Origin of the sequence: Bradyrhizobium sp. 134, assembly GCF_023074155.1 — a bacterium.
GTDB lineage: Bacteria > Pseudomonadota > Alphaproteobacteria > Rhizobiales > Xanthobacteraceae > Bradyrhizobium.
The window spans coordinates 195,818-219,459 of record NZ_JADPKX010000046.1 but is presented as its reverse complement, the minus strand read 5'-3'; the positions used below and the strand labels follow the sequence as shown (position 1 = coordinate 219,459).

Genomic DNA, 23,642 nt, shown 5'->3' with positions numbered 1-23,642 from the left:
GCCCTCTCTTGGAAGGTCTGTCGTTGTGTGCAGACCGGTTTGGCCTCTTGGGGTCATGGACCCGCAAAAACTGTTCGCGCAAGCTTTCGTCGGCTGTCACGACATCGTCAAGGGACAAAACGGGATGTGTGAGAAAATGTTCCTGTTTTTCCCGACAGGTTTCGGCTCGGACAAGCATTCGCCAGCGGCATCGCATCGCACATTGCCATTATATCCCGAGCGACAGACGGTTCGGGAACGAACGACGGCTGCGCTCATTGTGTCGGCGGATGGTGTCGGCGCTATCCATGCATTGCCCGGCTGAGCGCCGAGACCGGTCCGCCCGCCGAACCGGCAGCATCCTGGAGCAGCCGGTTCGGCGCCCCGGGCGTCAGTTCATCCCGATTTCCACCGCGATCCGGATCAGGTCGGAATGGTTCTTGGCACCGAGCTTCTGCTTGAGCAGGGAGGTGGTGTTGGCGACGGTCTTGTAAGAGATACCGAGCGCCTCGGCGACCTCGACGATCTTGTCGCCTCGCCCCAGCAGGCGGAGAATCTCGAGCTCCCGCGGCGTCATCTGCGAGGCGGGATTGGCCTTGATCGCCGCGCCGGAAAACGTCACGGCTTCCGCGAGCTGCGGTGAGATGAAATTGTCGCCTGCAACGACCTTGCGCACCGCCTTGAGCAGGATCCGGGGATCGTCGCCCTTGGAGACGTAGCCCTGCGCGCCCAGCTCGACCGCCCGCACCACGAAGGCCGGATCGTCGTTCATGCTGAACATGATGATCTTGGCGTCGGGATCGTCCTTGCGAATGCGCCGCATCAGTTCAAAGCCGGAGACGTCGGGCAGGCTGATGTCGATCACAGTGACGTCGGGCCGCTTGCTGACATAGGCGCGATGCCCGGATTTGGCGTCGGTCGCCTCGTCGATCCGGATCGAATGGTCGGAGGCGAACAGGGTGCGGCAACCGGACAGGACCACGGGATGGTCGTCGACAATCAGGACGCGGGTCGCCGGCTTAGCAGTATCTTGCATTGTAACTCTCTAGTTTTTCGACTCATAAACCGACGGGAACAAATGGAAAGAGCAAATCCGACCGATGCGCGTTAGAATTGACCTAATGTGGCAACGCCTCTCGTTCCGAACCCAACTGTTTCTGCCGCTCGGCCTGAGCTTCCTCGCCGCGCTGATCATGAGCGGCGTGCTGCTCCAGATCTTCGCGACCGACCAATTGGCGGACGAGAACGAGCCGGGGCGGCGTTCGATCCAGACCGTTGCCGCCGCGCTCAACAACGCCCTGCGCACCTCGAACAATCCGCGGCAGACGCTCGACGCCTTTGTCCATTCTCTGGACAACTCCTCTGATATCCAATTCCGTGCCGCGGAGATGGGTCCCGCGTCCTCAGCGAGGGACGGCCCGCGCAAGCCGCATGGCGTCCCGCAATGGTTTGTCGACCTGCTCACCATTCCGGACATGGAGGCGGCAGCTCCGGTGACGATCGGCGACAAGCGTGTCGGCGATCTCGTCTTCCGGCCGGACCTGTCGGCCGACCTGTTCGAGAAATGGATCGGCTTTCTCGCGCTGACCAGCCTCGTTGCCGTGCTGATGGTGCTCACCGGCACCATTGCCTATGTTTTCGCAGGATCGGCCCTGCGCCCGCTGCAAGATCTCGGCGAAGGGCTCACGCGGATGCGGCGCGGCGACTACGCCACGCCGATCCCGGTCGGAGGACCGCCGGAAATCCGGCAAAGCTGCGAGGAGGCCAACGCGCTGGCCGAAACGCTGGCGCAATTGAGCCAGGACAATCGCGACCTGCTGCACCGCCTGGTGTCGCTCCAGGACGACGAGCGGCGCGATCTCGCGCGCGAACTGCACGACGAACTCGGTCCGCTGCTGTTCAGCATCCGCGCCGGCACGATCGCATTGGCCGACGCCTCGCCCCCGGCGGGAAATCCCGGCAGTTCGGCGCAGGATGTGTTGCAATCGGTCGAGGCGCTCCAGCAGACCAACCGCCGCATCCTCGACCGGTTGCGACCGCTCTACATCGAGGAATTGGGTCTGGAGACCACCGTGCAGACGCTGCTCCGGAATTTCCGCAAGCAGGCGCCGTCACTCGACCTGACGGACACGATTGATCCGGATCTCAACGCGATCGACGGGCCGCTGGCTCAAACCGTCTATCGCGTGATTCAGGAGGCGCTGACCAACGTGTTGCGTCATGCCGGCGCCAGCAATGCCCATGTGCAGGCGACCTTCGCCGGCGAGGCGGTCGTCATCGAGATTTCCGACGACGGTGGCGGCTTCCCCGAAGGCAATTTGTTCGGTCGCGGCCTGACCGGCATGCATGAGCGCGTGCGCGCACTCAGCGGATCGCTGTCACTGCTGCGCGTGGACGACCGGACCTATGTGCGCTGCCGCCTGCCCGCCGGACCGGCGCGCGAGGCGCCGGTCACCGGCTAGCGTTTCGCGAAGTGGATACCGGTTCGCGTGAAGAAAACGCGTCAAAACAAGAATCTGGAGTCTCTAGCAAGCACAGCCAAGCTGCGCGTTCTGTCGCGCCGGTTCGCACAGCGTGGCGCGGATCTTGCCGTCCGGGCTGAAGCAAAACGAGGCGCGGATGCGCAGCGCGCCGGCGACGGAATATTCGAGATCGATGCCGTGGGGCGCAGGATGGATTTCCTCCAGCCCGAAACCGGCCGACGAGAAAGCGCTGAGCCGCGGCTGCCAATAGGCTTCGAGCTCGCTCCGGCCGCGATAGTGCTGCGTGCCGTTGCACGTGCATTCGACCTGGGCATCGTCCGCATAGAGGTCGAGAAGCGTCGCGAGGTCGCCCTTCCTGCAGGCATCCACCCAGTCGACGACAATTCCCATCTGGTCGAAATCGCTCACGCTGCAATCCTGTCTGCCGCGAAAAAACGATGGCGGCTTAGGACCACACTCGTGAATGTGCGCTGAATGGTAAACCCCGGGCGATACCGGGTTCCCTAGGTGGATCTACGGAGCTCAGCCCCGCCGCCGCCCTCTTGCCCACACGGCGAAGGCGATGAGCACGGCGCCTGCAAGCGTGAACCAGGTGATGGCGTATTGCAGGTGATCGTCCTTGAGATGCACGTCGAGCGGTCCCGGCCGCGGAATGCCGCTCTCGGGCGCCGGCTGCTCAAGGTCGACATAGAACGGCGCAACCGCGCCCCAGCCCAGCGCGCTCGCGATCGCCACGTGATCGCGCACGAACCACAGCCGCTTGTCGCGGTTCTCCGCCGGAGTCAGCCAGCCAGGCGCCTCGGGAAAGCGCAGATAACCGGTGAACGAGACCTCCTGCCCCGTGACGAGCTTCTTGACCGCGCGATCCTCGACGCTGCGATCCTGCATGGTGTTTTCGACGAAGCCCGCATCGATCACCACCGTCTCGCCGCTCGGCAGCCGCGCCGGCAGGAACGCCCAGGTGCCGGGGCCCGACGCGTCCTTGCGCACGGCGGAGCCGGGGGAATAGACCATCGCGTCGGGCAAGGGCGCGTAGGTCGCGGTAAAGCTGACGCGGCGGAATTCATCGCGCGCGGGACTTAGCGCGGCCCATCGTGCCGGCGGCGGCAGAGCGACCGGTGCCTCCGCGAGGCGCTCGGTCAGTGCGGCGATCAGCTCGTGCTTGGCGATGCGGCGCTGCAATTGCCAGACACCGAGCACGATACAGACCGCGGTCAGGAATAGCGTGAACAGCGCGAAGCCGGCCACGCGGGGCTTGCGCGCGGTCTCGTTCATTTCGCGCGGTCGACCAGCCGGCCCGGCGCCGCCTTATGGTGGAATTGCAGCGCGATCAGCAGCGACTTCATCGCGCGCAACGGCAGCAGGGTCGTCGCGAGAATCAGCGGCAGCCACAACACCGCGTGCAGCCAGTACGGCGGCTGGTACTTGACTTCGACGACGAGCGCGCAGCCGACCACGATCGCGCCGGCCAGCATGATGATGAAGATCGCCGGACCGTCACCGGAATCGATGAAGGCATAGTCGAGGCCGCAACGCTCGCAGGACGGCGCTAGCGTCAGGAAGCCCGCATAGAGCTTGCCCTGGCCGCAGCGCGGGCATTTGCAGGCAAGCCCGCGCAGCGCGCTCTGCAGGACGGTGGCTTGCGGCTCGGACGTATCGGCGGCTTCGTTCATGATGACAGGGTCTATCACAGTTTCTGCCGAAACCCCTGCGCGCAAAAAAGCAAAAGGGCGGCCCCGGAGGCCGCCCTTTCTCGATCCGAAGTCAGCCCGCTTAGTGCGCGCCGTGGGCCATGGTCTCGGCGCCGTGTCCCCAGACATAGATGCAGAGGAACAGGAACAGCCAGACCACGTCGACGAAGTGCCAGTACCAGGCGGCGAACTCGAAGCCGAGATGCTGGGTCGGCGTGAAGTGGCCGGCATAGGCGCGGAACAGGCACACCATCAGGAAGATGGTGCCGACCAGCACATGGAAACCGTGGAAGCCGGTCGCCATGAAGAAGGTCGCGCCATAGACGTTGCCGCCGAAGGAGAAGGCCGCGTGGCTGTACTCATAGGCCTGCACGCAGGTGAAGAGCGCGCCAAGCACGACGGTGAGGATCAGGCCATACTTCAGGCCCTGGCGATCGTTCTCGAGCAGCGCATGGTGGGCCCAGGTCACCGTGGTGCCGGAGGTGAGCAGGATCAGCGTGTTCAGGAGCGGAAGATGCCAGGGATCGAAGGTCTCGATGCCGTGCGGCGGCCAGGTGCCCGGCACGGCGCAGGCGCCGGCCGCCGTCCCGAGACCACAGCCGAACACCGCATCGCGGGTGGCGTGGACGGCGTCGGCCGGGAAGAGCGCCGCGTTGAAATAGGCCCAGAACCAGGCGACGAAGAACATCACCTCCGAGGCGATGAACAGGATCATGCCGTAGCGGTGATGCAGCTGCACCACGCGGGTGTGATCGCCCTTGTACTGGGCTTCCCTGATCACATCGCCCCACCAGCTCGCCATGGTGTAGAGCACACCGACGGTGCCGACACCGAAGATGATCGGCGCAGCCGAGAACATGTGGTGCATCCAGGTGATCGCGCCGACCGCCATGATGAAGGCGGAGATGGAGCCGACGACGGGCCATGGCGAGGGATCGACCAGGTGGTAGTCGTGATGCTTGGTGTGCGCCGTTGCCATTTGCGGTCTCGCTCCTCAATCCCGTGCCTGTCAGGCACTTATCCCCTTATTCCAACCCCGGCGCGTGAGCCCGGAGATCAGAGATTTCCCTTGCGTTTGTCGTCTTCGCTGGCCGCGAGCGGCTTCACCACCGGATCCTTCACCGGATAGAACGTGTAGGACAGCGTGATCGTATTGAGACCGTCGTTCTCGTGGTCGTCGGCAATCGACGGATCGACGTAGAACACGACCGGCATCTCGCGCTTCTCGCCGGGCGCCATGGTCTGCTCGGTGAAGCAGAAGCAGTTGATCTTCTGGAAATAGGATCCGACCGTCAGCGGCGCGACATTGTAGGCGGCCTGGCCTGCGGTGGTCCGCGCGGCCTGGTTGGTCACCGTGTAGAAGACGGTCACGACCTGGCCGATATTGACCTCGATCTCGCTCTGCTCCGGTTCGAACTTCCAGGGCAGGCCGGGCGCAACGTTGGAATCGAAACGCACCGCGATCTTCCGTGCGATCGGCCCGCTGGCCGGCGCCGAGGTCGCGACCTGGGTCGTGCCGTTGAAGCCGGTGGCGCGACAGAACCAGTTGTAGAACGGCACCGCCGCGTAGGAGGCGCCGACCATCAGCGCGACCACGCCGCCACAGATCGAGGCGACCACCACGTCGCGGCCAAGCCCCTTGGCAGGCCTGCGTCCCTTGGTGGCCGTCCGGCTCTGATCCCGCGATATGGTCGGCTTCTGATCCATGTTTCCTACATCGGCCGGACGAGCACGGCCGGCCCCTTGACCATGGTCACGGCGAAGAACAGCACCACGAGCACACCGAGCGCGAGCGCGATCGCGATCGAGCGCTGACGACGGCTCTTCTTCTGCGCCTCAGTGAGGACGATTCCATCTATCTCGGGTTTGTCGGCCATTCCTGCGATCATGCGCCCCCTACCATCGGCGCAAGCGCCCGGAACACGACCTCGGCCAGCAAGGTCGCAAACAGCGCAAACAGATAAAGGATGGAGAACGCGAACAGCTTGCGGGTCGCCCGCAGCGATTGGCTGCGCTCGCGACGCACATAGACATTGATGGCGAACGCCAGCATGCCGGCGCCGAGGATCAGCGAGACGATGCCGTAGATGGCGTCGAAATAGCCGAGCGCCCAGGGCGCAGCCGCGACTGCGATCAGCACGATGGTATAGAGCAGGATCTGAAGCCGCGTCGCGTCGGGACCGGCGACGTTGGGCAGCATCGGAATGCCGGCGCGGGCGTAGTCGTCGGAGCGGAACAGCGCCAGCGCCCAGAAGTGCGGCGGGGTCCAGAAGAAGATGATGGCGAACAGCAGCAGCGGCTCGACATCGACCGTGCCTGTGACCGCGGCCCAGGCCACCACCGGCGGCAGCGCGCCGGCGGCACCGCCGATCACGATGTTCTGCGCGGTCCAGCGCTTCAGGCCGATCGTGTAGATCACGACGTAGAAGAAGATGGTGAAGGCGAGCAGCGCGCCCGCGATCCAGTTGACGAGGATGCCGAGCGTCATCACCGAGAAGAAGGCGAGCGTCATGCCGAAGGTCATCGCCTCGGGACGGGTGATGCGGCCGCGCGGAATCGGCCGGTTCGCCGTGCGCGACATCTTGGCGTCGATGTCGCCTTCGAGCGCCATGTTGAGCGCCCCGGACGCGCCGGCGCCGACGGCGATGCAGAGCAGCGAGGTGAAGGCCAGCACCGGGTGGAAATGCCCGGGTGCCATCGCCATTCCGACCAGCGCGGTGAAGATCACCAGCGACATCACCCGCGGCTTCAGTAGCGCGATGTAATCGCCAACCTCCGCTTCGGAGATGCGGGGATTGATGTCGACGGCATTGTGGTCGAGGACGGACACTAGATTGACTCGCTTCTTTGTCGAGCCGCGGCGCCCGTCACGGGCGCCGCGAGCGTTGGCTTACTGCACGCGGGGCAGCACTTCGAACTGGTGGAAGGGCGGCGGCGAGGGCAGCGTCCACTCCAGCGTGGTCGCACCTGCACCCCACGGATTGTCGCCAGCCGGCACCTTCTTCGCGAAGGCGTCGATCACGCAATAGAGGAAGATCAACACGCCGAAGCCGGAGATGTAGGAGCCGACCGACGAGACCAGGTTCCAGCCAGCGAACGCGTCGGGATAATCGACATAGCGCCGCGGCATGCCCGACAGACCGAGGAAGTGCTGCGGGAAGAACACCAGGTTCACGCCGATGAAGGTGACCCAGAAGTGCGCCTTGGCGAGCCCTTCATTGTACATGTAGCCCGACATCTTCGGGAACCAGTAGTACCAGCCGGCGAAGATTCCGAACACCGCGCCGAGTGAGAGCACGTAGTGGAAGTGCGCGACGACGTAGTAGGTCTCCTGCAGCACGCGGTCGACGCCGGCATTCGCCAGCACCACGCCAGTGACGCCGCCGACGGTGAACAGGAAGATGAACCCCACCGCCCAGATCATCGGCGCGCGGAACTCGATCGAGCCGCCCCACATCGTGGCGATCCACGAGAAAATCTTCACGCCGGTCGGGACCGCGATGACCATCGTGGCGGCGACGAAATAGGCCTGCGTCGCCGAGGACATGCCGACCGTGTACATGTGGTGCGCCCACACCACGAAGCCGATGCCGCCGATCGCGACCATGGCGTAGGCCATGCCGAGATAGCCGAACACGGGCTTGCGCGAGAAGGTCGAGACGATCTGGCTGACCATGCCGAAGGCGGGCAGGATCAGGATGTACACTTCGGGGTGACCGAAGAACCAGAACAGATGCTGGAACAGCACGGGATCGCCGCCGCCTTCGGGATTGAAGAACGTCGTGCCGAAATTGCGGTCGGTGAGCAGCATCGTGATCGCACCGGCGAGCACCGGCAGCGACAACAGCAGCAGGAACACCGTCACCAGAATCGACCACACGAACAGCGGCATCTTGTGCAGGGTCATGCCCGGCGCGCGCATGTTGAAGATGGTGGTGATGAAGTTGATGGCGCCGAGGATCGACGAGGCGCCCGCCAGATGCAGCGACAGGATCGCGAAGTCGACCGCCGGGCCCGGATGGCCCGAGCTCGACAGCGGCGCGTACATGGTCCAGCCGGCGCCGACGCCGTTGGCGCCCGGCTCGCCCTCGACGAAGGTTGACATCAGCAGCAGCGCGAAGGACGCCGGCAGCAGCCAGAACGAGATGTTGTTCATGCGCGGGAACGCCATGTCGGGCGCGCCGATCATCAGCGGCACAAACCAGTTGCCGAAGCCGCCGATCATCGCAGGCATGACCATGAAGAAGATCATGATCAGACCATGGGAGGTCACGAACACATTGTAGGTGTGCGTCTCGTGGAAGATCTGCACGCCCGGATACATCAGCTCGGCACGGATCGCGATCGACATCGCGGCGCCGATGACGCCGGCGATGACCGCGAAGATCAGGTACATCGTGCCGATGTCCTTGTGGTTGGTCGAATAGACGTAGCGCCGCCATCCGGTCGGATGGGCGTGCTCGTCATGTCCGTGGTCTTGCGCGTGATCGCCGTGTGCCGCTGCGCTCGTTGCCATTTTCTAATCCTGCCTTGCGTCCCGATCGGACCTCTGGAGGTCCCGCCTTATGTCGCTTTCAGTTTCCTCGACCCCGTCACCCGGCGCTTACTGCGTCGGGCCGGCCGTGGAGGCGTAGGTGCTGGTGCCGCCGCTCACGTACTTCTTCTTCGCGGTCTCGACCCAGGAGGCGAACTCCTGGTCGCTCACCACGCGGATAGCGATCGGCATGAAGGCGTGGTCCTTGCCGCACAATTCCGAGCACTGGCCGTAGAACATGCCGGTCTTGGTGGCCTTGAACCAGGTCTCGTTGAGCCGGCCCGGAATGGCGTCGATCTTGACGCCAAAGGCCGGCAGCGCAAAGGCATGAATCACGTCGGCGCCGGTGACCTGAACCCGGACCACCTTGTTGACGGGCACCACCATCTCGTTGTCGACGCCGAGCAGACGGGGCTGCTTGTCCTGGGCCATCAGCGAGTCGAACTCGAACTTGCCGTTATCCGGATAGGCGTAGGACCAGTACCACTGCTTGCCGGTCGCCTTGATGGTCAGATCCGCTTTCGGCACGTCGAGCTCGAGGAACAGGAGGCGGAACGACGGCACCGAGATACCGACCAGAATCAGCACCGGAACGAGCGTCCACGCCACCTCGATCAGCGTGTTGTGCGTGGTCCGCGACGGCACAGGATTGGCTCTCGCGTTGAACTTCACGACCACGATCACGAGCAGCGCCAGAACGAACAGCGTGATCAGCGTGATCAGCACGAACAGGAAATTGTGGAACCAGACGATGTTGTCCATCACCGGGGACGCGGACTGCTGAAGAGTCCACTCCCACGCAACCGGTTGCCCGAGCTCGGCAAATGCCGCGCCGCCCGTCGCCAGCGTCAGACCCGCCACGGCCAATCCCAGCAAGTGCCGGCCCACCGGGCCCATCGACATCTTCATGCCGTTCGCGCTCCCCTAACGAAATCACCCCAAGTGCATTCCCCTATTTTCGGGAAACGCTTTATTCGATCCCCCCGTCTGACAAACCGCCGCGCAAAAATACCTCTAAGAGGAATTGGGGCCAGATCGCTAGAACGCCGAAATCAAGCCTCTCAAACCATAATTCTTGATCTATCGCAATGCAGTCTTGAGCCTCGTCTGTCAGCCATCACCCGCAAGATATTTCCTAGTAACATCAGACAAAATTACCATTTCCCGGGATGCTGCGGCTTGACAGCGGAATTGCCCGCGGTAGGCACTGGCAGACAGCCGCACAGGAACCTGATTCGTGCGGGCGACGGCGGCCGTGGCGGCGTGGAATTTGCTTGCGAATCGCCTTCAAGACGCCGTCATTCCCGTATCAGTCCGCCCGGCGCGAGCGACCCAGGCGAGCAGAGGGACCGACCCGATGGGGTTTTCGAGATCCATGGCAAGGCGAGCTAAAAGCCAGGCTGGCAGCCTCACGATGCTGATTGCCCTGCTGGCGGCGGTCGTCGTCCTGGCGCTTCCGGGCCTCGCCCATGCGCAGGGCGCGGTGCGCTCCGTCCATGGCGACTGGCAGATCCGCTGCGACACCCCGCCGGGCGCCCAGTCCGAGCAATGCGCCCTGATCCAGAGCGTGGTGGCCGAAGACCGCTCCAACGCCGGCCTGACCGTGATCGTTCTCAAGACCGCCGACCAGAAGAGCCGCCTGATGCGGGTGGTCGCCCCCCTCGGCGTTCTCCTGCCCTCCGGCCTCGGCCTCAAGCTCGACAACCAGGATGTCGGCCGTGCCGGCTTTGTCCGCTGCCTGCCCAATGGCTGCGTCGCCGAGGTCGTGATGGACGACAAGCTGCTCGGCCAGCTCCGCACCGCCAAGACCGCGACCTTCATCATCTTCGAGACCCCGGAAGAAGGCATCGGCTTCCCGCTCAGCCTGAACGGGCTCGGCGAGGGATATGACAAGCTGCCGTAGTGCGAAGGGCGGTTAGGCCCGCGAATCCTATTGTTTCCGTAATGTGAGACTTGGCGCCCTCGCGGAACTGCCGGGAAACCATTATCTTGCCTCACATCCCCCGATAATGGACGGACGCATGACCAACCCTGCCACAACCTCCCTGCTCGACCGCGCCAATCTCGACCGCGACCAGGTTCGCAACGAGCTCGCGCGCGGGCTTGCCGGTGCCGACGACGGCGAATTGTTCCTCGAATACAGCCAGACCGAAGCGCTGATGTTCGACAATGGACGGCTGAAGCAGGCGACCTACGACACCTCGCAGGGTTTTGGCCTGCGCGCCGTCAAGGACGACGCCGTCGGCTATGCGCATTCCTCCGACGTGTCGCTGCCGGCGCTGATTCGCGCTGCGGACGCGGTCGCGGCGGTGCGCGGTGGTTATTCCGGCAGCTTCGCCGCGCCTCCAGCGCATACCAACGTGCGGCTTTATAGTGACGACAATCCGCTCGATGCCCCCGGCTTCGAGACCAAGGTCAAGCTGCTCGCCGAGATCGACGCCTATCTGCGCGACAAGGATCCGCGGGTGCGGCAGGTCAGCGTCAGCCTGGGCGCGACCTGGCAGGTGGTCGAGATCCTGCGGCCCGACGGCGAGAGCTATCGCGACATCCGCCCGCTCGTGCGCGTCAACGTCTCCGTCGTCGCCGGTCAGGGCGACCGCCAGGAGAGCGGCAGCAAGGGCTATGGCGGCCGCGCCGGCTACGCCGAATTCATCGAAAGCAAGAATTGGCGCGACGCCGCCGATGGCGCGCTCCGCGAGGCCCTGGTCAATCTGGAATCGGTTCCCGCCCCCGCCGGCGAGATGGACGTCGTGCTCGGGGCCGGCTGGCCCGGCGTAATGCTGCATGAGGCGGTCGGCCATGGCCTCGAAGGTGACTTCAACCGCAAGAAGACGTCTGCGTTTGCCGGCCTGATGGGTCAGCAGGTCGCGGCCAAGGGCGTCACCGTGGTCGACGACGGCACCATTGCCTCGCGCCGCGGCTCGCTGTCGATCGACGACGAGGGCACGCCGACCAACCGCACCGTGCTGATCGAGGACGGCGTCCTGGTCGGCTACATGCAGGACCGTCAGAACGCGCGCCTGATGAACATGAAACCGACCGGCAACGGCCGCCGCCAGGGCTATGCCCATGTGCCGATGCCGCGCATGACCAACACCTACATGCTCGCGGGCGACCGTGATCCGGCCGAGATCCTCGCCTCGGTGAAGAACGGCGTCTTCGCCGCGAATTTCGGCGGCGGCCAGGTCGACATCACCTCGGGCAAATACGTGTTTCAGTGCACCGAGGCCTACAAGATCGAGAACGGCAAGATCGGCGCGCCCCTGAAGGGCGCCATGCTGATCGGCAACGGGCCGACCGACCTGCATCGCATCCGCATGATCGGGAACGACCTCGCGCTCGATACCGGCATCGGCACCTGCGGCAAGAACGGTCAGGGCGTGCCGGTCGGCGTCGGCCAGCCGTCGCTGTTGATGGAACGCATTACGGTGGGTGGAACAGGCGGATGAGTGTCGAGAAGATAACTGTCACCAGCAAGCGGAAGAGCAGCGGCTGGGGCGGCCAGCTGGTGCAGCTCGCCGGCATCGTCGCGGCGGTGTTCATCGCCAAGGGTGCGCTGGCCGAGCCGTTCTACGTGCCGTCGGGGTCGATGGAGCCGACACTGTTGATCGGGGACGCCTTGATCGCCTCGAAATTCCCCTACGGCTACGGCACCTCGTCGCTGCCGATCCAGATCAACCTGCCCGAGAGCGGCCGCGTGTTCGCGGAGACGCCGAAGCAGGGCGACGTCGTGGTCTTCCGCTGGCCCGGCGACCGCTCGCAGGCCTGGGTCAAGCGCGTCGTGGGTCTGCCCGGCGACCGCATCCAGCTGCGCCAGGGCCAGCTCTTCGTCAACGACCGCCCCGCCGAGCTGAAGCCGGACGGCGTTGGCGCCGCCGAGGACGATAATGGCGGCAGCGAACCCGCCTATCGCTATGTCGAGACACTGCCGAACGGCGTCTCGCATCTGATCTTCAAGATGCGCGACAACGGTCCGCTCGACAATACGCAGGAAGTGACGGTGCCGGCCGGCCATCTCTTCGTGCTCGGCGACAACCGCGACAACTCCGCCGACAGCCGCGTGCCCTTGCGCTCCGGCGGCGTCGGCATGCTGCCGATCGACAATCTGGTCGGCCGCGCGGATGCCGTGCTCGGATCCTGGGATCTCGGCATCCGGGGCCAGCCGGTGTGGACCTGGCTGTCCGGATTTCGCATGGCGCGGTTTTTCACCGCCGTGCATTGAAGGCCGGAATGTCTTCACTCCTCTCCTGCACGCAGGAGAGGGAGCGCAACAGTAATGATCCGCGACGAATTTCTGGCTCTCGCCCTGCGAAATCCGTTCAACGCAGCGATCCTCGATGAAATCCATCGCCTCGCGCTGCCGGATGCGTGGCTGGTCGCGGGCTGTCTGGTGCAGACGGTGTGGAACGTGCTCACGGGCCGCCCGATCGATCACGGCATCGCCGATTACGACGTGTTCTATTTCGATTCCGACCCCTCATGGGAGGCGGAAGACGCGGTGATCCGCAAGCTGCACGCGCCGCTCGCGCATCTCGGCCCCAAAGTCGAAATCCGCAACCAGGCGCGCGTGCACCTTTGGTATCCCGGCACGGTCTGCCTTATCCGCCCTTGATGCGCGCGACCGACGGTATCGACCGCTTCCTCACGGAGAATACGCAGGTGGGCATCCGCCCTGCCGTCGGGGATTTCGACGTCTACGCGCCGCACGGGTTCGACGACGTCGCGAAGCTGATCGTGCGACCCAATCGGGCGCCGAATTTTTCTACCGCCAATTACGCGGCGAAGGCGGCACGCTGGAAGACGCTGTGGCCCGAGATCACGGTGATCGCGGCCGAGTGAGGTGTCCGCTTTACCCTCCTCGTCATTGCGAGGAGCGAAACGACGAAGCAACCCAGACTGCTGCCGCGGAAGCAATTCTCGAGTGCTTCGCTACGCTCGCAATGACGGTGGTGAGAGCTGCATGCTACCGCACCACGCCCGACGTGAACCCTGCCTTCCGCCGCGGCGGCTTGATTTCCTTTTTCAGGAAGCAGCGCGCTTCGCGTCCGGTGTAGCCGGGGCGGGCATAGGTGAAGGCGCGGCATTTGTTGTCGGCGGTGCAGGCGGCCTTGCAGGCTTCTTCGCCTTCGCCGTCCTTCATCTCGAAATTGCGCAAATCGCCGCCGGGGCGGTCGATCGAGGTCTCCACGCCTTCGACACGCGGCTCGATCACGCCGGCGCCGCGCACACCGGAGATGCAGCAGCTTCCCGGCACGCGCGCAGGCACTGTGTTCTTCAGCCAGCACACCGCCGAGCCGCCTTCGACGTCAGGATAGCTGAAGCTCCACGAGCGGCAACGGCGGTCGCGCTCGCACAGCAGTGCGCAATCCTCGGGATCGCCCGACGTGACGGGGGTGCTGAAATAGTCTCCGCCGGGCCGATCGAACGCCGTCTGGGCGCGCGCAGGCCAGCTCGCAAACGAGAGCGAAAGCAGCGCGGCGCAGGCCACGACGCTTGCCATGACGGCCAGGCGGCCCTTCCCCATCGGAACAGCTTTCGAGTTATTGACGACGCTCGGGTTTTTCAGCCGGCCATTTGATCGCCGCAAACCTGTACGGGCGATGAACGGCTCGAGTCCCGACCGTTGGGACCTTGGTCTAGAACGCGTATTCCGCGTACGCCGGTTCCACCGAGCCGTTCCACGGGCCCTTGAACTTGTCGAGCATCTCCTCAGCTGGCGTGCGGCCGGAATCGATGATGCGGTCAAGCGGCTCCAGATGCCTGGTCTCGTCGCGGCCGAGCTGGTCGATCCGGCCGCGCCGGCGCAAGCCGGCATGTGCCAAAGCGAGGCACTCCTTGGCGATCTCGAACAGATAGCGGTCCTTGATCCGCGACTTGAAGCCGAAGCGCGGCACGTCGTCGCGCAGGGCCTGACGCTCATGCGCGTTCCACTGCTTTACCAAGTCCCAGGCGGCATCCAGCGACACATCGTCGTAGAGCAGCCCGGCCCAGAACGCCGATAGCGCCGGCAGTCGGCCCCACGGGCCACCATCAGAGCCGCGCATCTCGAGATAGCGCTTGAGCCGCACCTCCGGGAAAATCGTCGAAAGATGGTTGGCCCAATCCGACAACGTCGGACGTTCCCCGGGCAAATTGTTGTTGCGGCCATCGAAGAAGGCTCGGAACGAGGAGCCCGAGACGTCGATGTAGTCCTCGTCGCGTTTGACGAAATACATGGGCACGTCGAGCGCGTAGTCGACATAGCGCTCGAAGCCCATGCCATCCTCGAATGCCCAAGGCATCATGCCGGCACGCGCGTTGTCGGTGTCGCGCCAGATCTCGGACCGGAAGGAGAGGAAGCCATTCGGCTTGCCCTCGGTAAACGGCGAGTTGGCGAACAAGGCGGTTGCGGCTGGCTGGAGCGCGAGCGAGACACGCAGCTTCTTGACCATGTCGGCTTCGGAGGAGAAGTCGAGATTGGTCTGGACCGTGCAGGTCCGGTACATCATGTCGAGGCCGTACTGGCCGACCTTCGGCATGTAATTGGTCATGATCTTGTAGCGGCCCTTGGGCATCACCGGGATGTCGGCGCGCGACCAGGACGGCGTCATGCCGAGCCCGAGAAAGCCGATGCCGAGCGGCGTCGCGATCTCGCGCACCTGCGCCAGATGCGCCATCAGCTCACTCTGGGTCTGGTGCACGTTCTCGACCGGGGCGCCCGAAAGCTCGAACTGCCCGCCGGGCTCCAGCGAAATCGCGCCGCCGCCGGTGACGTCGTAGAGGCCGATGATGTTACCCTTCTCCATGATCGGCTCCCAGCCGAGCAGGAGTTTCATGCCTTCGAGCAGCGCGCCGATACCGCGCGGGCCTTCGTAGGGCACCGGGCGGTGGCCTTCGAGCGTGAACGGCGTCTTCTCATGCTCGGTGCCCATGCGGAATTCGGACGGGTCCTTGCAGCCTTCCTCGAACCACTTGACGAGCTCGTCACGCGATTGCAACGGCGTCATATCGATCTGGTCTCGCGCCATATCAGACTCTAATCAAAAGCGCTTCGATCGAACGCGCGTGGGTGACAGGGATGGTCCGCGCAGCCACCGGCTGCACGGACGAGCTGGTGTGCCGCGCGCTCATCGCGACGGCGTGGTTTCGTTGACGTGGGCAGGCGGCAGTTTCATCTCGCCGCACGAGCAGCCGAGACGGTCGAGCAGACCGCTGAGCTTCACGGCATCCGCATCGGACAGTTTCGAACCGACATATTTCTCGATCGCGGCCGAATAGGCGCCCCACATCCGCTTCTGCAATTCGCGGCCGGCTTCCGTGATCTCCACGAATTGGCCGCGCTTGTCGATCTTGCATTCACGCCGCGAGGCGAGGCCTTCGTCGACCAGACGGTCGATCAGCCGCGATGTCGAATATTGCGGGATCAGCATCTGCCGTTCGAGTTCGACCGGCCGGAGCTCGCCCGAGGGCGCCCGTGACAGTTCGAGCAGCGCGTCATACCATGCCAACGGCGGGAAGCCGGCCTTCTTCAGGTCCTGCTCGACGCAATTGAGCACGCGGCTCTGCACCCGCATCAAGCGGATCCAGGCGGAAGTCGCCTCGGTCGATGGTTTGCGTTTCATGGTCCCGCTCAAGCTCGTCGCCCGTCTCTTACCCTATTCGATGCACCTGCATCAATCTTGACTACTTCAAGCAGATGCATGTAGTCGTTCTTTCGCCTGAGCCAAGCAACAAGAGGAGGAAATTCCATGAAATTGTACTATTCGCCCGGTGCCTGCTCGCTATCCCCCCATATCGCGCTGCTGGAGGCCGGCCTGCCCTATGAACTGGTCAAGGTCGATATCCGGGCCAAGAAGCTCGAAAACGGTGAGGATTATCTGAAGCTGAACCCCAAGGGCCAGGTCCCTGCGCTGGGCCTCGATAGCGGAGAGATCGTGACCGAAGGCCCGGTGATTGTCCAGATGATCGCCGATCAGGCCTCAGCCAAGGCGCTGGCGCCGGCCCACGGCAGCTCCGAGCGCTACAAGCTGCTCGAATGGCTGAACTTCCTCACCTCGGAGGTCCACAAGAGCTTCGGCCCGATGTTCGCGCCGGCGCTGAACGACGAGGCCAAGGCCTTCTTCAAGGACCGCGTCATGGGCAAGCTGAAATACATCGACAGCCAGCTCGCCGGCCGCGACTACCTCATGGGCAAGCAGTTCACGGTGGCCGACGGTTATCTCTTCACGATGCTGACCTGGGGCGACCGGATGAAGTTCGACCTCTCGGCGATGCCGAACCTTGCCGCGTACAAGACCCGCGTCGCGGCGCGGCCGCAGGTGCAGGAAGCGATGAAGAAGGAAGGGCTGATTCAGGCTGCCTGAGGCGCAGATGCGAAAGGCCGGATCGAGATCCGGCCTTTCGTATTTTTCATCCCGGCTAGGGGTTCAGAGAATCACGCGGCCGCCTTCTTCGGCGCGAAGCGGCCGTAGAAGGTTTCTCCCTTCGCGGCCATCTCCTCGAGGAGCTTCGGCGGGGTGAAGCGCGAGCCGTATTTCGCTTCCAGCTTGTGGCAAAGCTCGACGAACTTCTTGGGACCCATGAAGTCGATGTAGGACAGCGTGCCACCGGTGAACGGCGCGAAGCCGAAGCCGAGGATCGAGCCAACATCCGCTTCGCGCGGATCGGTGATGACGTGGTCCTCCACCGTGCGCGCGGCCTCCACCGCCTGCACCACCAGGAAGCGCTGCTTCAGCTCCTCGACGTCGAGGGTATCAGGGTCGAGCTGCTTGGGTTGCAGCGCGGACAAGCCCGGCCACAGGCTCTTCTGACCCTTGCCCTTCTCGGGGTAGTCGTAAAAACCCTTGCTGTTCTTGCGGCCCAGTCGGCCCTGCTTCTCGACCATTTCCACCATCAGCTTCTTCTGGTCGGGATTGATGGCGTTGGGGCCGAGGTCGGCTTCCGTCGCCTTCATGATCTTGAGCCCGAGGTCGAGCGCAACCTCGTCCGACAGCGAGAGCGGGCCGACCGGCATGCCGGCCATCTTGGCGCAGTTCTCGATCATCGCCGGCGGCACGCCTTCGAGGAACATCTCGTTGCCTTCGGCGACGTAGCGGCCGACGCAGCGATTGGCGAAGAAGCCTCTGGAGTCGTTGACGACGATCGGCGTCTTGCCGATCTGCCGGACGTAATCGAGCGCGGTCGCGATCGCGAGATCACCGGTGTTCTTGCCTTGGATGATCTCGACCAGCATCATCTTCTCGACGGGCGAGAAGAAGTGGATGCCGACAAACCTGCCCTGGTCCTTGAAGGATTCCGCCAGCGAGGTGATCGGAAGCGTCGAGGTGTTGGACGCGAAGATCACGTCCGGCTTCATGTGCTCCTGCGCCTTAGCAAAGGTATCAGCCTTGACCTTGCGGTCCTCGAACACGGCCTCGATGACGAGATCGACGTCCTTCAGCGCGGAATAGTCCGCGGTCGGCGTGATGCGGGCGAGCAGCGCTTCTGCGTCACCGGGCTTGGCGCGGCCCTTCTTGATCTGCTCCTCGATCACCTTTTGCGCATGCGCCTTGCCCTTGTCGGCGCTCTCCTGGTCGCGATCGATCAGGACGACGTCGAGGCCGGCACGGGCCGAGACATAGCCGACGCTCGCGCCCATGAAGCCGGCGCCGATCACGGCGATCTTCTTCACCTTGGTCGGCGGCACATCCTTCGGACGGCGCGCACCCTTGTTCAATTCCTGCATCGACAGGAACAGGCTGCGGATCATCGCGGCTGCTTCCTTCGAGCGCAGCACCGAGGTGAAGTAGCGCGATTCCACGCGCAATGCGGCGTCGATCGGCAGCTGCAGGCCCTCATAGACGCAGCTCATGATCGCGCGCGCGGCCGGATAATTGTCGTAGGTCTCACGGCGATAGATCGCGTTGCCGGCCGGGAACATCATCATGCCGGCCTTGGAGAACACCGGGCCGCCCGGCAGCTTGAAGCCCTTCTCGTCCCAGGGCGCGACGGCCTTGCCGCCGCCCTTGATCCAGTCCTTTGCCGCCTTGATGAGATCGGCGGCGGGAACGATGGCGTGGATCAGATTCAGTGCCTTGGCTTTCTCGATCGTGACCGGATCGCCCTTGAGCAGAATCGTCATCGCGTCCTGCGGCGGCACCAGGCGCGGCACGCGCTGCGTGCCGCCGGCGCCCGGAAACAGGCCGACCTTGACCTCGGGCAGGCCGAGGCGGGTCTTGGGATTCTCCGCCGCCACGCGATAGTGGCAGCACAGCGTGATCTCGAAACCGCCGCCGAGCGCGAGGCCGTTGATCGCCGCCGCCCACGGCTTGCCGGAGGTCTCGATCGAGCGCAGCACCTGCGAGAAACGCCGGCTCTGCTCGAACAGCATCTGGTTCGCCGCGGTCTCGCCCTGCTCCCCAAACACTTTTGCGTAGGCCTGGTTCATGCCCTCGAGCATGGAAAGATCGGCACCCGCGCAGAACGCTTCCTTGGCGGAGGTGATGACGACGCCCTTAACCGTAGCATCCGCCGTGGTCGCCTTGACGATCGCGTCGAGCTCGTTGGTCGAGGTTTCGTCGAGCACGTTCATCGAACGGCTCGGGATGTCCCAGGTCACGAGCGCGATGCCGTCGGAATCGGTCTCAACCTTGAAATTCTTGTAAGCCATGCTGGTTGCTCCCTACCCTTAGACGCGTTCGATGATGGTCGCGGTGCCCATGCCGCCGCCGATGCACAGCGTCACCAGTGCGGTCGCTTTGTTGGTGCGCTCGAGCTCGTCGAGCACGGTCCCGAGGATCATGGCACCGGTCGCGCCGAGCGGATGGCCGAGCGCGATCGCGCCGCCATTGACGTTGATCTTGGCGTTGTCGATGTCGAAGGCCTGGATGTAGCGCAGCACGACGGAGGCGAAGGCCTCGTTGAGCTCGAACAGGTCGATGTCCGACTTCTTCATGCCGGAGCGCGCGAACAGCTTTTCGGTGACGTCGACCGGACCGGTCAGCATCATCGCCGGCTCGGACCCGATATTGGCGAACGCGCGGATTCTCGCACGCGGCTTCAGGCCGTACTTGCCGCCGGCTTCCTTGCTGCCGAGCAGAACCGCGCCGGCACCATCGACGATGCCCGACGAATTGCCGGCGTGGTGCACGTAATTGACGCGCTCGATTTCCGGATGCGACTGCACCGCGACGCCGTCGAAGCCGCCCATCTGTGCCATCATCGTGAACGCCGGCTGCAGCTGCGCCAGCGACTGCATCGTCGTCGAAGGACGCATATGCTCGTCCTTGGCGAGGATGGTGAGGCCGTTGATGTCCTTCACCGGGACGACCGACTTGTCGAAGCGGCCTTCATCCCAGGACTTCGCCGCACGCTGCTGGCTCTGCACCGCATAGGCGTCGACGTCGTCACGCGAGAAGCCGTATTTGGTCGCGATCAGATCGGCCGAGACACCCTGCGGCATGAAATAGGCCGGCACTGCCATCGACGGGTCCATCGGCCAGGCGCCGCCGGAGGCGCCGATGCCGACGCGGCTCATCGATTCGGCGCCGCCGCCGATCACGAGCTCGTGCTGGCCGCTCATCACCTGGGCTGCGGCAAAATTCACGGCGTCGAGGCCGGAGGCGCAGAAGCGGCTGATCTGCACGCCCGGTACCGCTTCGCCGAGGCCCGCCTTCAGCGCGGCGAAGCGCGCAATGTCGGAGCCGGCTTCGCCGACCGGATCGACCACGCCGAGAATGACGTCATCGACGGAATCTTCCGGCAGGTTGTTGCGGTCCTTGAGCGCCTTGAGCGGCACGGTCGCGAGCGCGAGCGCGGTGACTTCGTGCAGCGCACCGTCCGCCTTGCCGCGGCCGCGCGGGGTGCGGACGTGGTCGTAAATGAATGCCTCAGGCATGACGCCCTCCTGATGTGATGATCTTCTGGTCTTGATCGGGTCGCAGCGAAAGCGGCTTCAGAACGCTTCCGCCGGCAGTTCCATGATGGTCGCGCAGCCGGCCTGGATGCGCGCGAGATTGGCGGCGGTCTCCGGCAGCATCCGCTCCATGAAGAAGCGGCCGGTGACGAGCTTGGTCGAGAGATAGGGAGTCGCCCCGCTCTCGGCAATCTTGGCTTGCGTCACCTTCGCCATCTTCGCCCACATGTAGCCGAGCGCGACGAAGCCGAAGAGATTCAGGTAATCGGTCGCGGCGGCGCCGGCATTGTCGGGCTTGGCCATCGCGTTCTGCATCAGCCACGTCGTGGCCTGCTGGAGATGGCCGAGCGAAGCCGAGAGCGGGGTAACGTAGGGCTTCATCGCCTCGTCGCCGCCGTTCTCCTTGGCGAAGGCCATGACCTCGCCGAAGAACGCCATGATGGCGCGGCCGCCGTCGCGCGGCAGCTTGCGGCCGACGAGGTCGAGCGCCTGGATGCCGTTGGCGCCTTCGTAGATCATGGCGATGCGGGCATCGCGCACGAACTGCTCCATGCCCTGCTCGGCGATGTAGCCGTGGCCGCCATACATCTGCTGCGCCTGCACCGCATTGGCGAAGCCGTAGTCGGTGAGGAAGCCCTTCAGCACCGGCGTCATCAGGCCCATGTGATCGTCGGCGGCCTGGCGGTCCTTGGTATCCTCGGAGCGATGGGCGACGTCGCTCTTCAGCGCGGTCCACATCACGAAGGCGCGCGCGGCCTCGTTGAAGGAGCGGATCGACAGCAGCGTGCGGCGCACGTCGGGATGGACGATGATCGGATCGGCCGGCTTGTCGGGCGCCTTGGCACCGGTGAGCGAACGGCCCTGGATGCGATCCCGGGCATAGGCAACCGCGTTCTGATAGGCCACTTCCGACTGCGCGAGACCCTGCACGGCGACGCCGAGGCGGGCCTCGTTCATCATCACGAACATGCCCTGCATGCCCTTGTTCTCTTCACCGATCAGCCAGCCCACGGCGTTGTCGTAGTTCATCACGCAGGTGGAATTGCCGTGGATGCCCATCTTGTGCTCGATCGAGCCGCAGACCACGCCATTGCGTGCGCCGACCGACCCATCGGCATTGACGAGGAATTTCGGCACCACGAACAGCGACACGCCCTTGATGCCAGCGGGCGCGCCCTCGACGCGGGCGAGCACGAGGTGGATGATATTGGGGGCGAGGTCATGTTCGCCGGCCGAAATGAAGATCTTGGTGCCCGTGATCTTGAAGCTGCCGTCGGCCTGCCGCACCGCCTTGGTGCGGAGCATGCCGAGATCGGTGCCGCAATGCGGCTCGGTCAGGTTCATGGTGCCGGTCCACTCGCCCGCCACCATCTTCGGCACGTAGGTCTGCTTCTGCTCCGGCGTGCCGTGGCCGATCAGCGCCGCGGTCGCGCCCATGGTGAGGCCGCCATACATCGAGAACGCCATGTTGGCGGAGATCTGGAATTCGTTGACCGCCTGGCTCAGCGTCACCGGCAGACCCTGGCCGCCGAACTCGGTCGGCGCCGACAGGCCGAGCCAGCCGCCCTCGGCGACCTGCTTGAACGCGTCCTTGAAGCCCTTCGGCGTGGTGACGCTGCCGTCATCGGCGCGCTTGCAGCCCTCGAGATCGCCGATGCGGTTGAGCGGCTGCAGCACCTCTTCGGCGAGCTTGGCAGCTTCGCCGAGAATGGCTTCGCGCACGTCGCTCGACGCATCGGAGAAGCCGGCCAGATTGTCGTAGCGGTCGATCTGGAAGACGTCGTTGAGCAGGAAGTTCACGTCTTCGACGGGGGCTTTGTAGATCGGCATGGTGGTCTCCCGGCATAGCCTTGAAGTGATGATGCTGGTTTAGGATTGGGCGGCGGCCAACTGCTCCGCCATCAGGCGATGCAGCATGTTGATGGCCTTGAGCGGCCGCACCATCACCTTGAAATGCGTGATGCGGCCCTCGCCGTCGAAACTGATGATGTCGACGCCATTGATCTCGATGCCGTCGATCATGGTCTTGAATTCGAGCACGGCGCCGCTCTCACTCTTCCATTCGCCGACATAAGTGAAGCCGGGACCGCCAAGCACCTTCTCGGCGCTGGCCAGATATTTGAAGGTGATGTCGCGGCCGCGCTGCGGCGCGTGCACGACGGGGCTTTCGAAGACGGCGTCGGGATGGAGCAGGTCCCAGAGCGCTGCCCGGTCATGCGACTTCATGTAGCCGTACCAGGAATCGAGGCCGGTCATTCAGGTGCCTCCCTAAAGGCAAAGCAACTAAGGCTTCGGCAAAAAACGCGAAAACAACCCCATGCACAGTAGCGCGAAGGTTGATTCCATTGAGGTTTCGGGGCGGTGTTTGCCCTCGTTTTTTGGGTCGCCCCATATGCACATTGACGCATATGCGCCGATGCGCATAAAGTCAAGCCAATCGGTTAAGGTCGAGAACAGGAGGACCGGGTCATGGCTTTAGGCGACGCAATCCTCGCATGCCTGACGGAACGTCCGATGACGGGCTACGAGCTCGCCAAGACATTCGATTCCTCGATCGGCTTCTTCTGGAAGGCCGACCACCAGCAGATCTACCGCGAGCTCTCCAAGCTGCGCGACCGCGGCTACATCCAGGGCCGCGAGGTCGTGCAGACAGGCAAGCCCAACAAGCTGATCTATACGCTGACTCCGGAGGGCCGAACAGCGCTGCGGCACTGGGCCGCGCGGCCAAGCACGCCCCCCTCCATCAAGGACGACCTCCTGGTGCGGCTGCATGCGCTGGACAGTATCGGCCTTGAGCCCATGCGCACCGACCTGATGGCCCGGCTCGAGCACCACCGCGATCGCCACGAGAACTACGAGCGCATCCTGAAGAAGCGCTTTCCGGAAGGGGCGGCCTCCGGCGTGCTCGACCTCGGTAACCTGCTGCTGCTTCAGCTCGGCGCCCGGCACGAGCAGATGGTGGCCGATTTCTGCGAAGAGGCGCTCGAGGCCCTGTCGGCGATGAGCGCAAGCGGCACCGTGGTGGCGCTGGAGGACGGCAAGCGCGAGGGCAAGGGCTGAGGTGTCTCTGCTTCGTCATGGCC

Annotated in this window: 24 protein-coding genes and 1 pseudogene; 8 read left to right on the top strand and 17 right to left on the bottom strand. The window is 64.3% G+C overall.

Annotation, left to right across the window (positions count from 1 at the left end):
* Positions 1-55: 55 nt before the first annotated feature.
* Positions 56-304: a hypothetical protein gene (locus IVA75_RS18460; RefSeq protein ID WP_247283167.1), complete on the top strand. Its 249-nt coding sequence runs from the start codon at positions 56-58 to the stop codon at positions 302-304.
* A gap of 66 nt (positions 305-370) precedes the next feature.
* On the opposite strand, the gene IVA75_RS18455 is transcribed toward IVA75_RS18460, so the two are convergent.
* Positions 371-1,015, bottom strand: coding sequence for a response regulator transcription factor (locus IVA75_RS18455; RefSeq protein ID WP_008541266.1), 645 nt, complete (start codon positions 1,013-1,015; stop codon positions 371-373).
* A gap of 85 nt (positions 1,016-1,100) precedes the next feature.
* Between IVA75_RS18455 and IVA75_RS18450 the strand changes: the two genes are divergently transcribed.
* Positions 1,101-2,441: a histidine kinase gene (locus IVA75_RS18450; RefSeq protein ID WP_247283166.1), complete on the top strand. Its 1,341-nt coding sequence runs from the start codon at positions 1,101-1,103 to the stop codon at positions 2,439-2,441.
* A gap of 63 nt (positions 2,442-2,504) precedes the next feature.
* Here the strand turns inward: IVA75_RS18450 and IVA75_RS18445 are convergent, their stop codons facing one another.
* The 9 genes from IVA75_RS18445 to coxB all read right to left on the bottom strand — a co-directional run bounded on the left by IVA75_RS18445 (position 2,505) and on the right by coxB (position 9,596).
* Positions 2,505-2,870 (bottom strand): nuclear transport factor 2 family protein, encoded by a 366-nt coding sequence (locus tag IVA75_RS18445; protein ID WP_027515278.1) that lies wholly within the window; start codon positions 2,868-2,870, stop codon positions 2,505-2,507.
* Positions 2,871-2,984: 114 nt separating this feature from the next.
* The gene (locus IVA75_RS18440) at positions 2,985-3,737 is read right to left on the bottom strand and encodes an SURF1 family protein (protein ID WP_247283164.1); all 753 of its coding nucleotides are present in this window, start codon (positions 3,735-3,737) and stop codon (positions 2,985-2,987) included.
* On the bottom strand, positions 3,734-4,135 hold the full coding sequence (locus tag IVA75_RS18435; protein ID WP_027570036.1) for a DUF983 domain-containing protein: 402 nt from the start codon (positions 4,133-4,135) through the stop codon (positions 3,734-3,736). The genes IVA75_RS18440 and IVA75_RS18435 overlap by 4 nt, the downstream gene beginning before the upstream one ends.
* Positions 4,136-4,235: 100 nt before the next feature.
* Entirely contained in the window at positions 4,236-5,132 is an 897-nt protein-coding gene (locus tag IVA75_RS18430) for a cytochrome c oxidase subunit 3 (RefSeq protein ID WP_247283162.1), read from the bottom strand.
* A gap of 77 nt (positions 5,133-5,209) precedes the next feature.
* The gene (locus IVA75_RS18425; protein WP_247283160.1) at positions 5,210-5,860 is read right to left on the bottom strand and encodes a cytochrome c oxidase assembly protein; all 651 of its coding nucleotides are present in this window, start codon (positions 5,858-5,860) and stop codon (positions 5,210-5,212) included.
* A gap of 5 nt (positions 5,861-5,865) precedes the next feature.
* Positions 5,866-6,042 (bottom strand): hypothetical protein, encoded by a 177-nt coding sequence (locus IVA75_RS18420; RefSeq protein WP_007599435.1) that lies wholly within the window; start codon positions 6,040-6,042, stop codon positions 5,866-5,868.
* Complete coding sequence (locus tag IVA75_RS18415; protein ID WP_027570034.1) at positions 6,039-6,983, bottom strand: heme o synthase; 945 nt, start codon at positions 6,981-6,983, stop codon at positions 6,039-6,041. The genes IVA75_RS18420 and IVA75_RS18415 overlap by 4 nt, the downstream gene beginning before the upstream one ends.
* 60 nt (positions 6,984-7,043) lie before the next feature.
* The gene (ctaD, locus tag IVA75_RS18410; RefSeq protein ID WP_007605061.1) at positions 7,044-8,669 is read right to left on the bottom strand and encodes a cytochrome c oxidase subunit I; all 1,626 of its coding nucleotides are present in this window, start codon (positions 8,667-8,669) and stop codon (positions 7,044-7,046) included.
* A gap of 87 nt (positions 8,670-8,756) precedes the next feature.
* Complete coding sequence (gene coxB, locus IVA75_RS18405) at positions 8,757-9,596, bottom strand: cytochrome c oxidase subunit II (protein ID WP_247283157.1); 840 nt, start codon at positions 9,594-9,596, stop codon at positions 8,757-8,759.
* Between the two features lie 448 nt (positions 9,597-10,044).
* Between coxB and IVA75_RS18400 the strand changes: the two genes are divergently transcribed.
* From IVA75_RS18400 to IVA75_RS18385, 4 genes and pseudogenes are all read left to right on the top strand, one after another.
* Complete coding sequence (locus IVA75_RS18400) at positions 10,045-10,590, top strand: invasion associated locus B family protein (RefSeq protein ID WP_247283155.1); 546 nt, start codon at positions 10,045-10,047, stop codon at positions 10,588-10,590.
* A 118-nt stretch (positions 10,591-10,708) separates the two neighbouring features.
* The gene (gene tldD / locus IVA75_RS18395) at positions 10,709-12,136 is read left to right on the top strand and encodes a metalloprotease TldD (protein WP_027570031.1); all 1,428 of its coding nucleotides are present in this window, start codon (positions 10,709-10,711) and stop codon (positions 12,134-12,136) included.
* Positions 12,133-12,909, top strand: a complete 777-nt coding sequence (lepB, locus tag IVA75_RS18390; protein ID WP_247283152.1) for a signal peptidase I — start codon at positions 12,133-12,135, stop codon at positions 12,907-12,909. The genes tldD and lepB overlap by 4 nt, the downstream gene beginning before the upstream one ends.
* 54 nt (positions 12,910-12,963) lie before the next feature.
* Positions 12,964-13,526, top strand: a pseudogene (locus IVA75_RS18385) (nucleotidyltransferase family protein).
* 124 nt (positions 13,527-13,650) lie between these two features.
* Here the strand turns inward: IVA75_RS18385 and IVA75_RS18380 are convergent.
* The 3 genes from IVA75_RS18380 to IVA75_RS18370 form a co-directional block, all read right to left on the bottom strand.
* Positions 13,651-14,211, bottom strand: a complete 561-nt coding sequence (locus IVA75_RS18380) for a PAN domain-containing protein (RefSeq protein WP_247283150.1) — start codon at positions 14,209-14,211, stop codon at positions 13,651-13,653.
* A 112-nt stretch (positions 14,212-14,323) separates the two neighbouring features.
* Positions 14,324-15,694 (bottom strand): glutamate--cysteine ligase, encoded by a 1,371-nt coding sequence (locus IVA75_RS18375; RefSeq protein WP_027570027.1) that lies wholly within the window; start codon positions 15,692-15,694, stop codon positions 14,324-14,326.
* Between the two features lie 99 nt (positions 15,695-15,793).
* Positions 15,794-16,288 (bottom strand): MarR family winged helix-turn-helix transcriptional regulator, encoded by a 495-nt coding sequence (locus IVA75_RS18370; protein WP_027570026.1) that lies wholly within the window; start codon positions 16,286-16,288, stop codon positions 15,794-15,796.
* A 126-nt stretch (positions 16,289-16,414) separates the two neighbouring features.
* Here IVA75_RS18370 and gstA point away from each other — a divergent pair, with 126 nt between their 5' ends.
* Entirely contained in the window at positions 16,415-17,029 is a 615-nt protein-coding gene (gstA, locus tag IVA75_RS18365) for a glutathione transferase GstA (RefSeq protein ID WP_063994563.1), read from the top strand.
* A gap of 71 nt (positions 17,030-17,100) precedes the next feature.
* On the opposite strand, the gene IVA75_RS18360 is transcribed toward gstA, so the two are convergent.
* Genes IVA75_RS18360 through IVA75_RS18345 form a run of 4 tightly spaced genes read right to left on the bottom strand, consistent with a single transcriptional unit; the run spans position 17,101 to position 22,815 of the window.
* Positions 17,101-19,314: an FAD-dependent oxidoreductase gene (locus IVA75_RS18360; RefSeq protein WP_247283148.1), complete on the bottom strand. Its 2,214-nt coding sequence runs from the start codon at positions 19,312-19,314 to the stop codon at positions 17,101-17,103.
* Between the two features lie 18 nt (positions 19,315-19,332).
* Positions 19,333-20,541 carry an acetyl-CoA C-acetyltransferase gene (locus IVA75_RS18355; protein ID WP_027570024.1) on the bottom strand — a complete coding sequence of 403 codons (1,209 nt, stop codon included), beginning with the start codon at positions 20,539-20,541 and terminating at the stop codon, positions 19,333-19,335.
* Between the two features lie 57 nt (positions 20,542-20,598).
* Positions 20,599-22,389, bottom strand: a complete 1,791-nt coding sequence (locus IVA75_RS18350; protein WP_247359429.1) for an acyl-CoA dehydrogenase C-terminal domain-containing protein — start codon at positions 22,387-22,389, stop codon at positions 20,599-20,601.
* A gap of 39 nt (positions 22,390-22,428) precedes the next feature.
* Positions 22,429-22,815: a nuclear transport factor 2 family protein gene (locus tag IVA75_RS18345; protein ID WP_027570022.1), complete on the bottom strand. Its 387-nt coding sequence runs from the start codon at positions 22,813-22,815 to the stop codon at positions 22,429-22,431.
* 213 nt (positions 22,816-23,028) lie between these two features.
* Here IVA75_RS18345 and IVA75_RS18340 point away from each other — a divergent pair, with 213 nt between their 5' ends.
* Entirely contained in the window at positions 23,029-23,619 is a 591-nt protein-coding gene (locus tag IVA75_RS18340) for a PadR family transcriptional regulator (RefSeq protein ID WP_027570021.1), read from the top strand.
* The last annotated feature ends 23 nt before the right edge of the window (positions 23,620-23,642 follow it).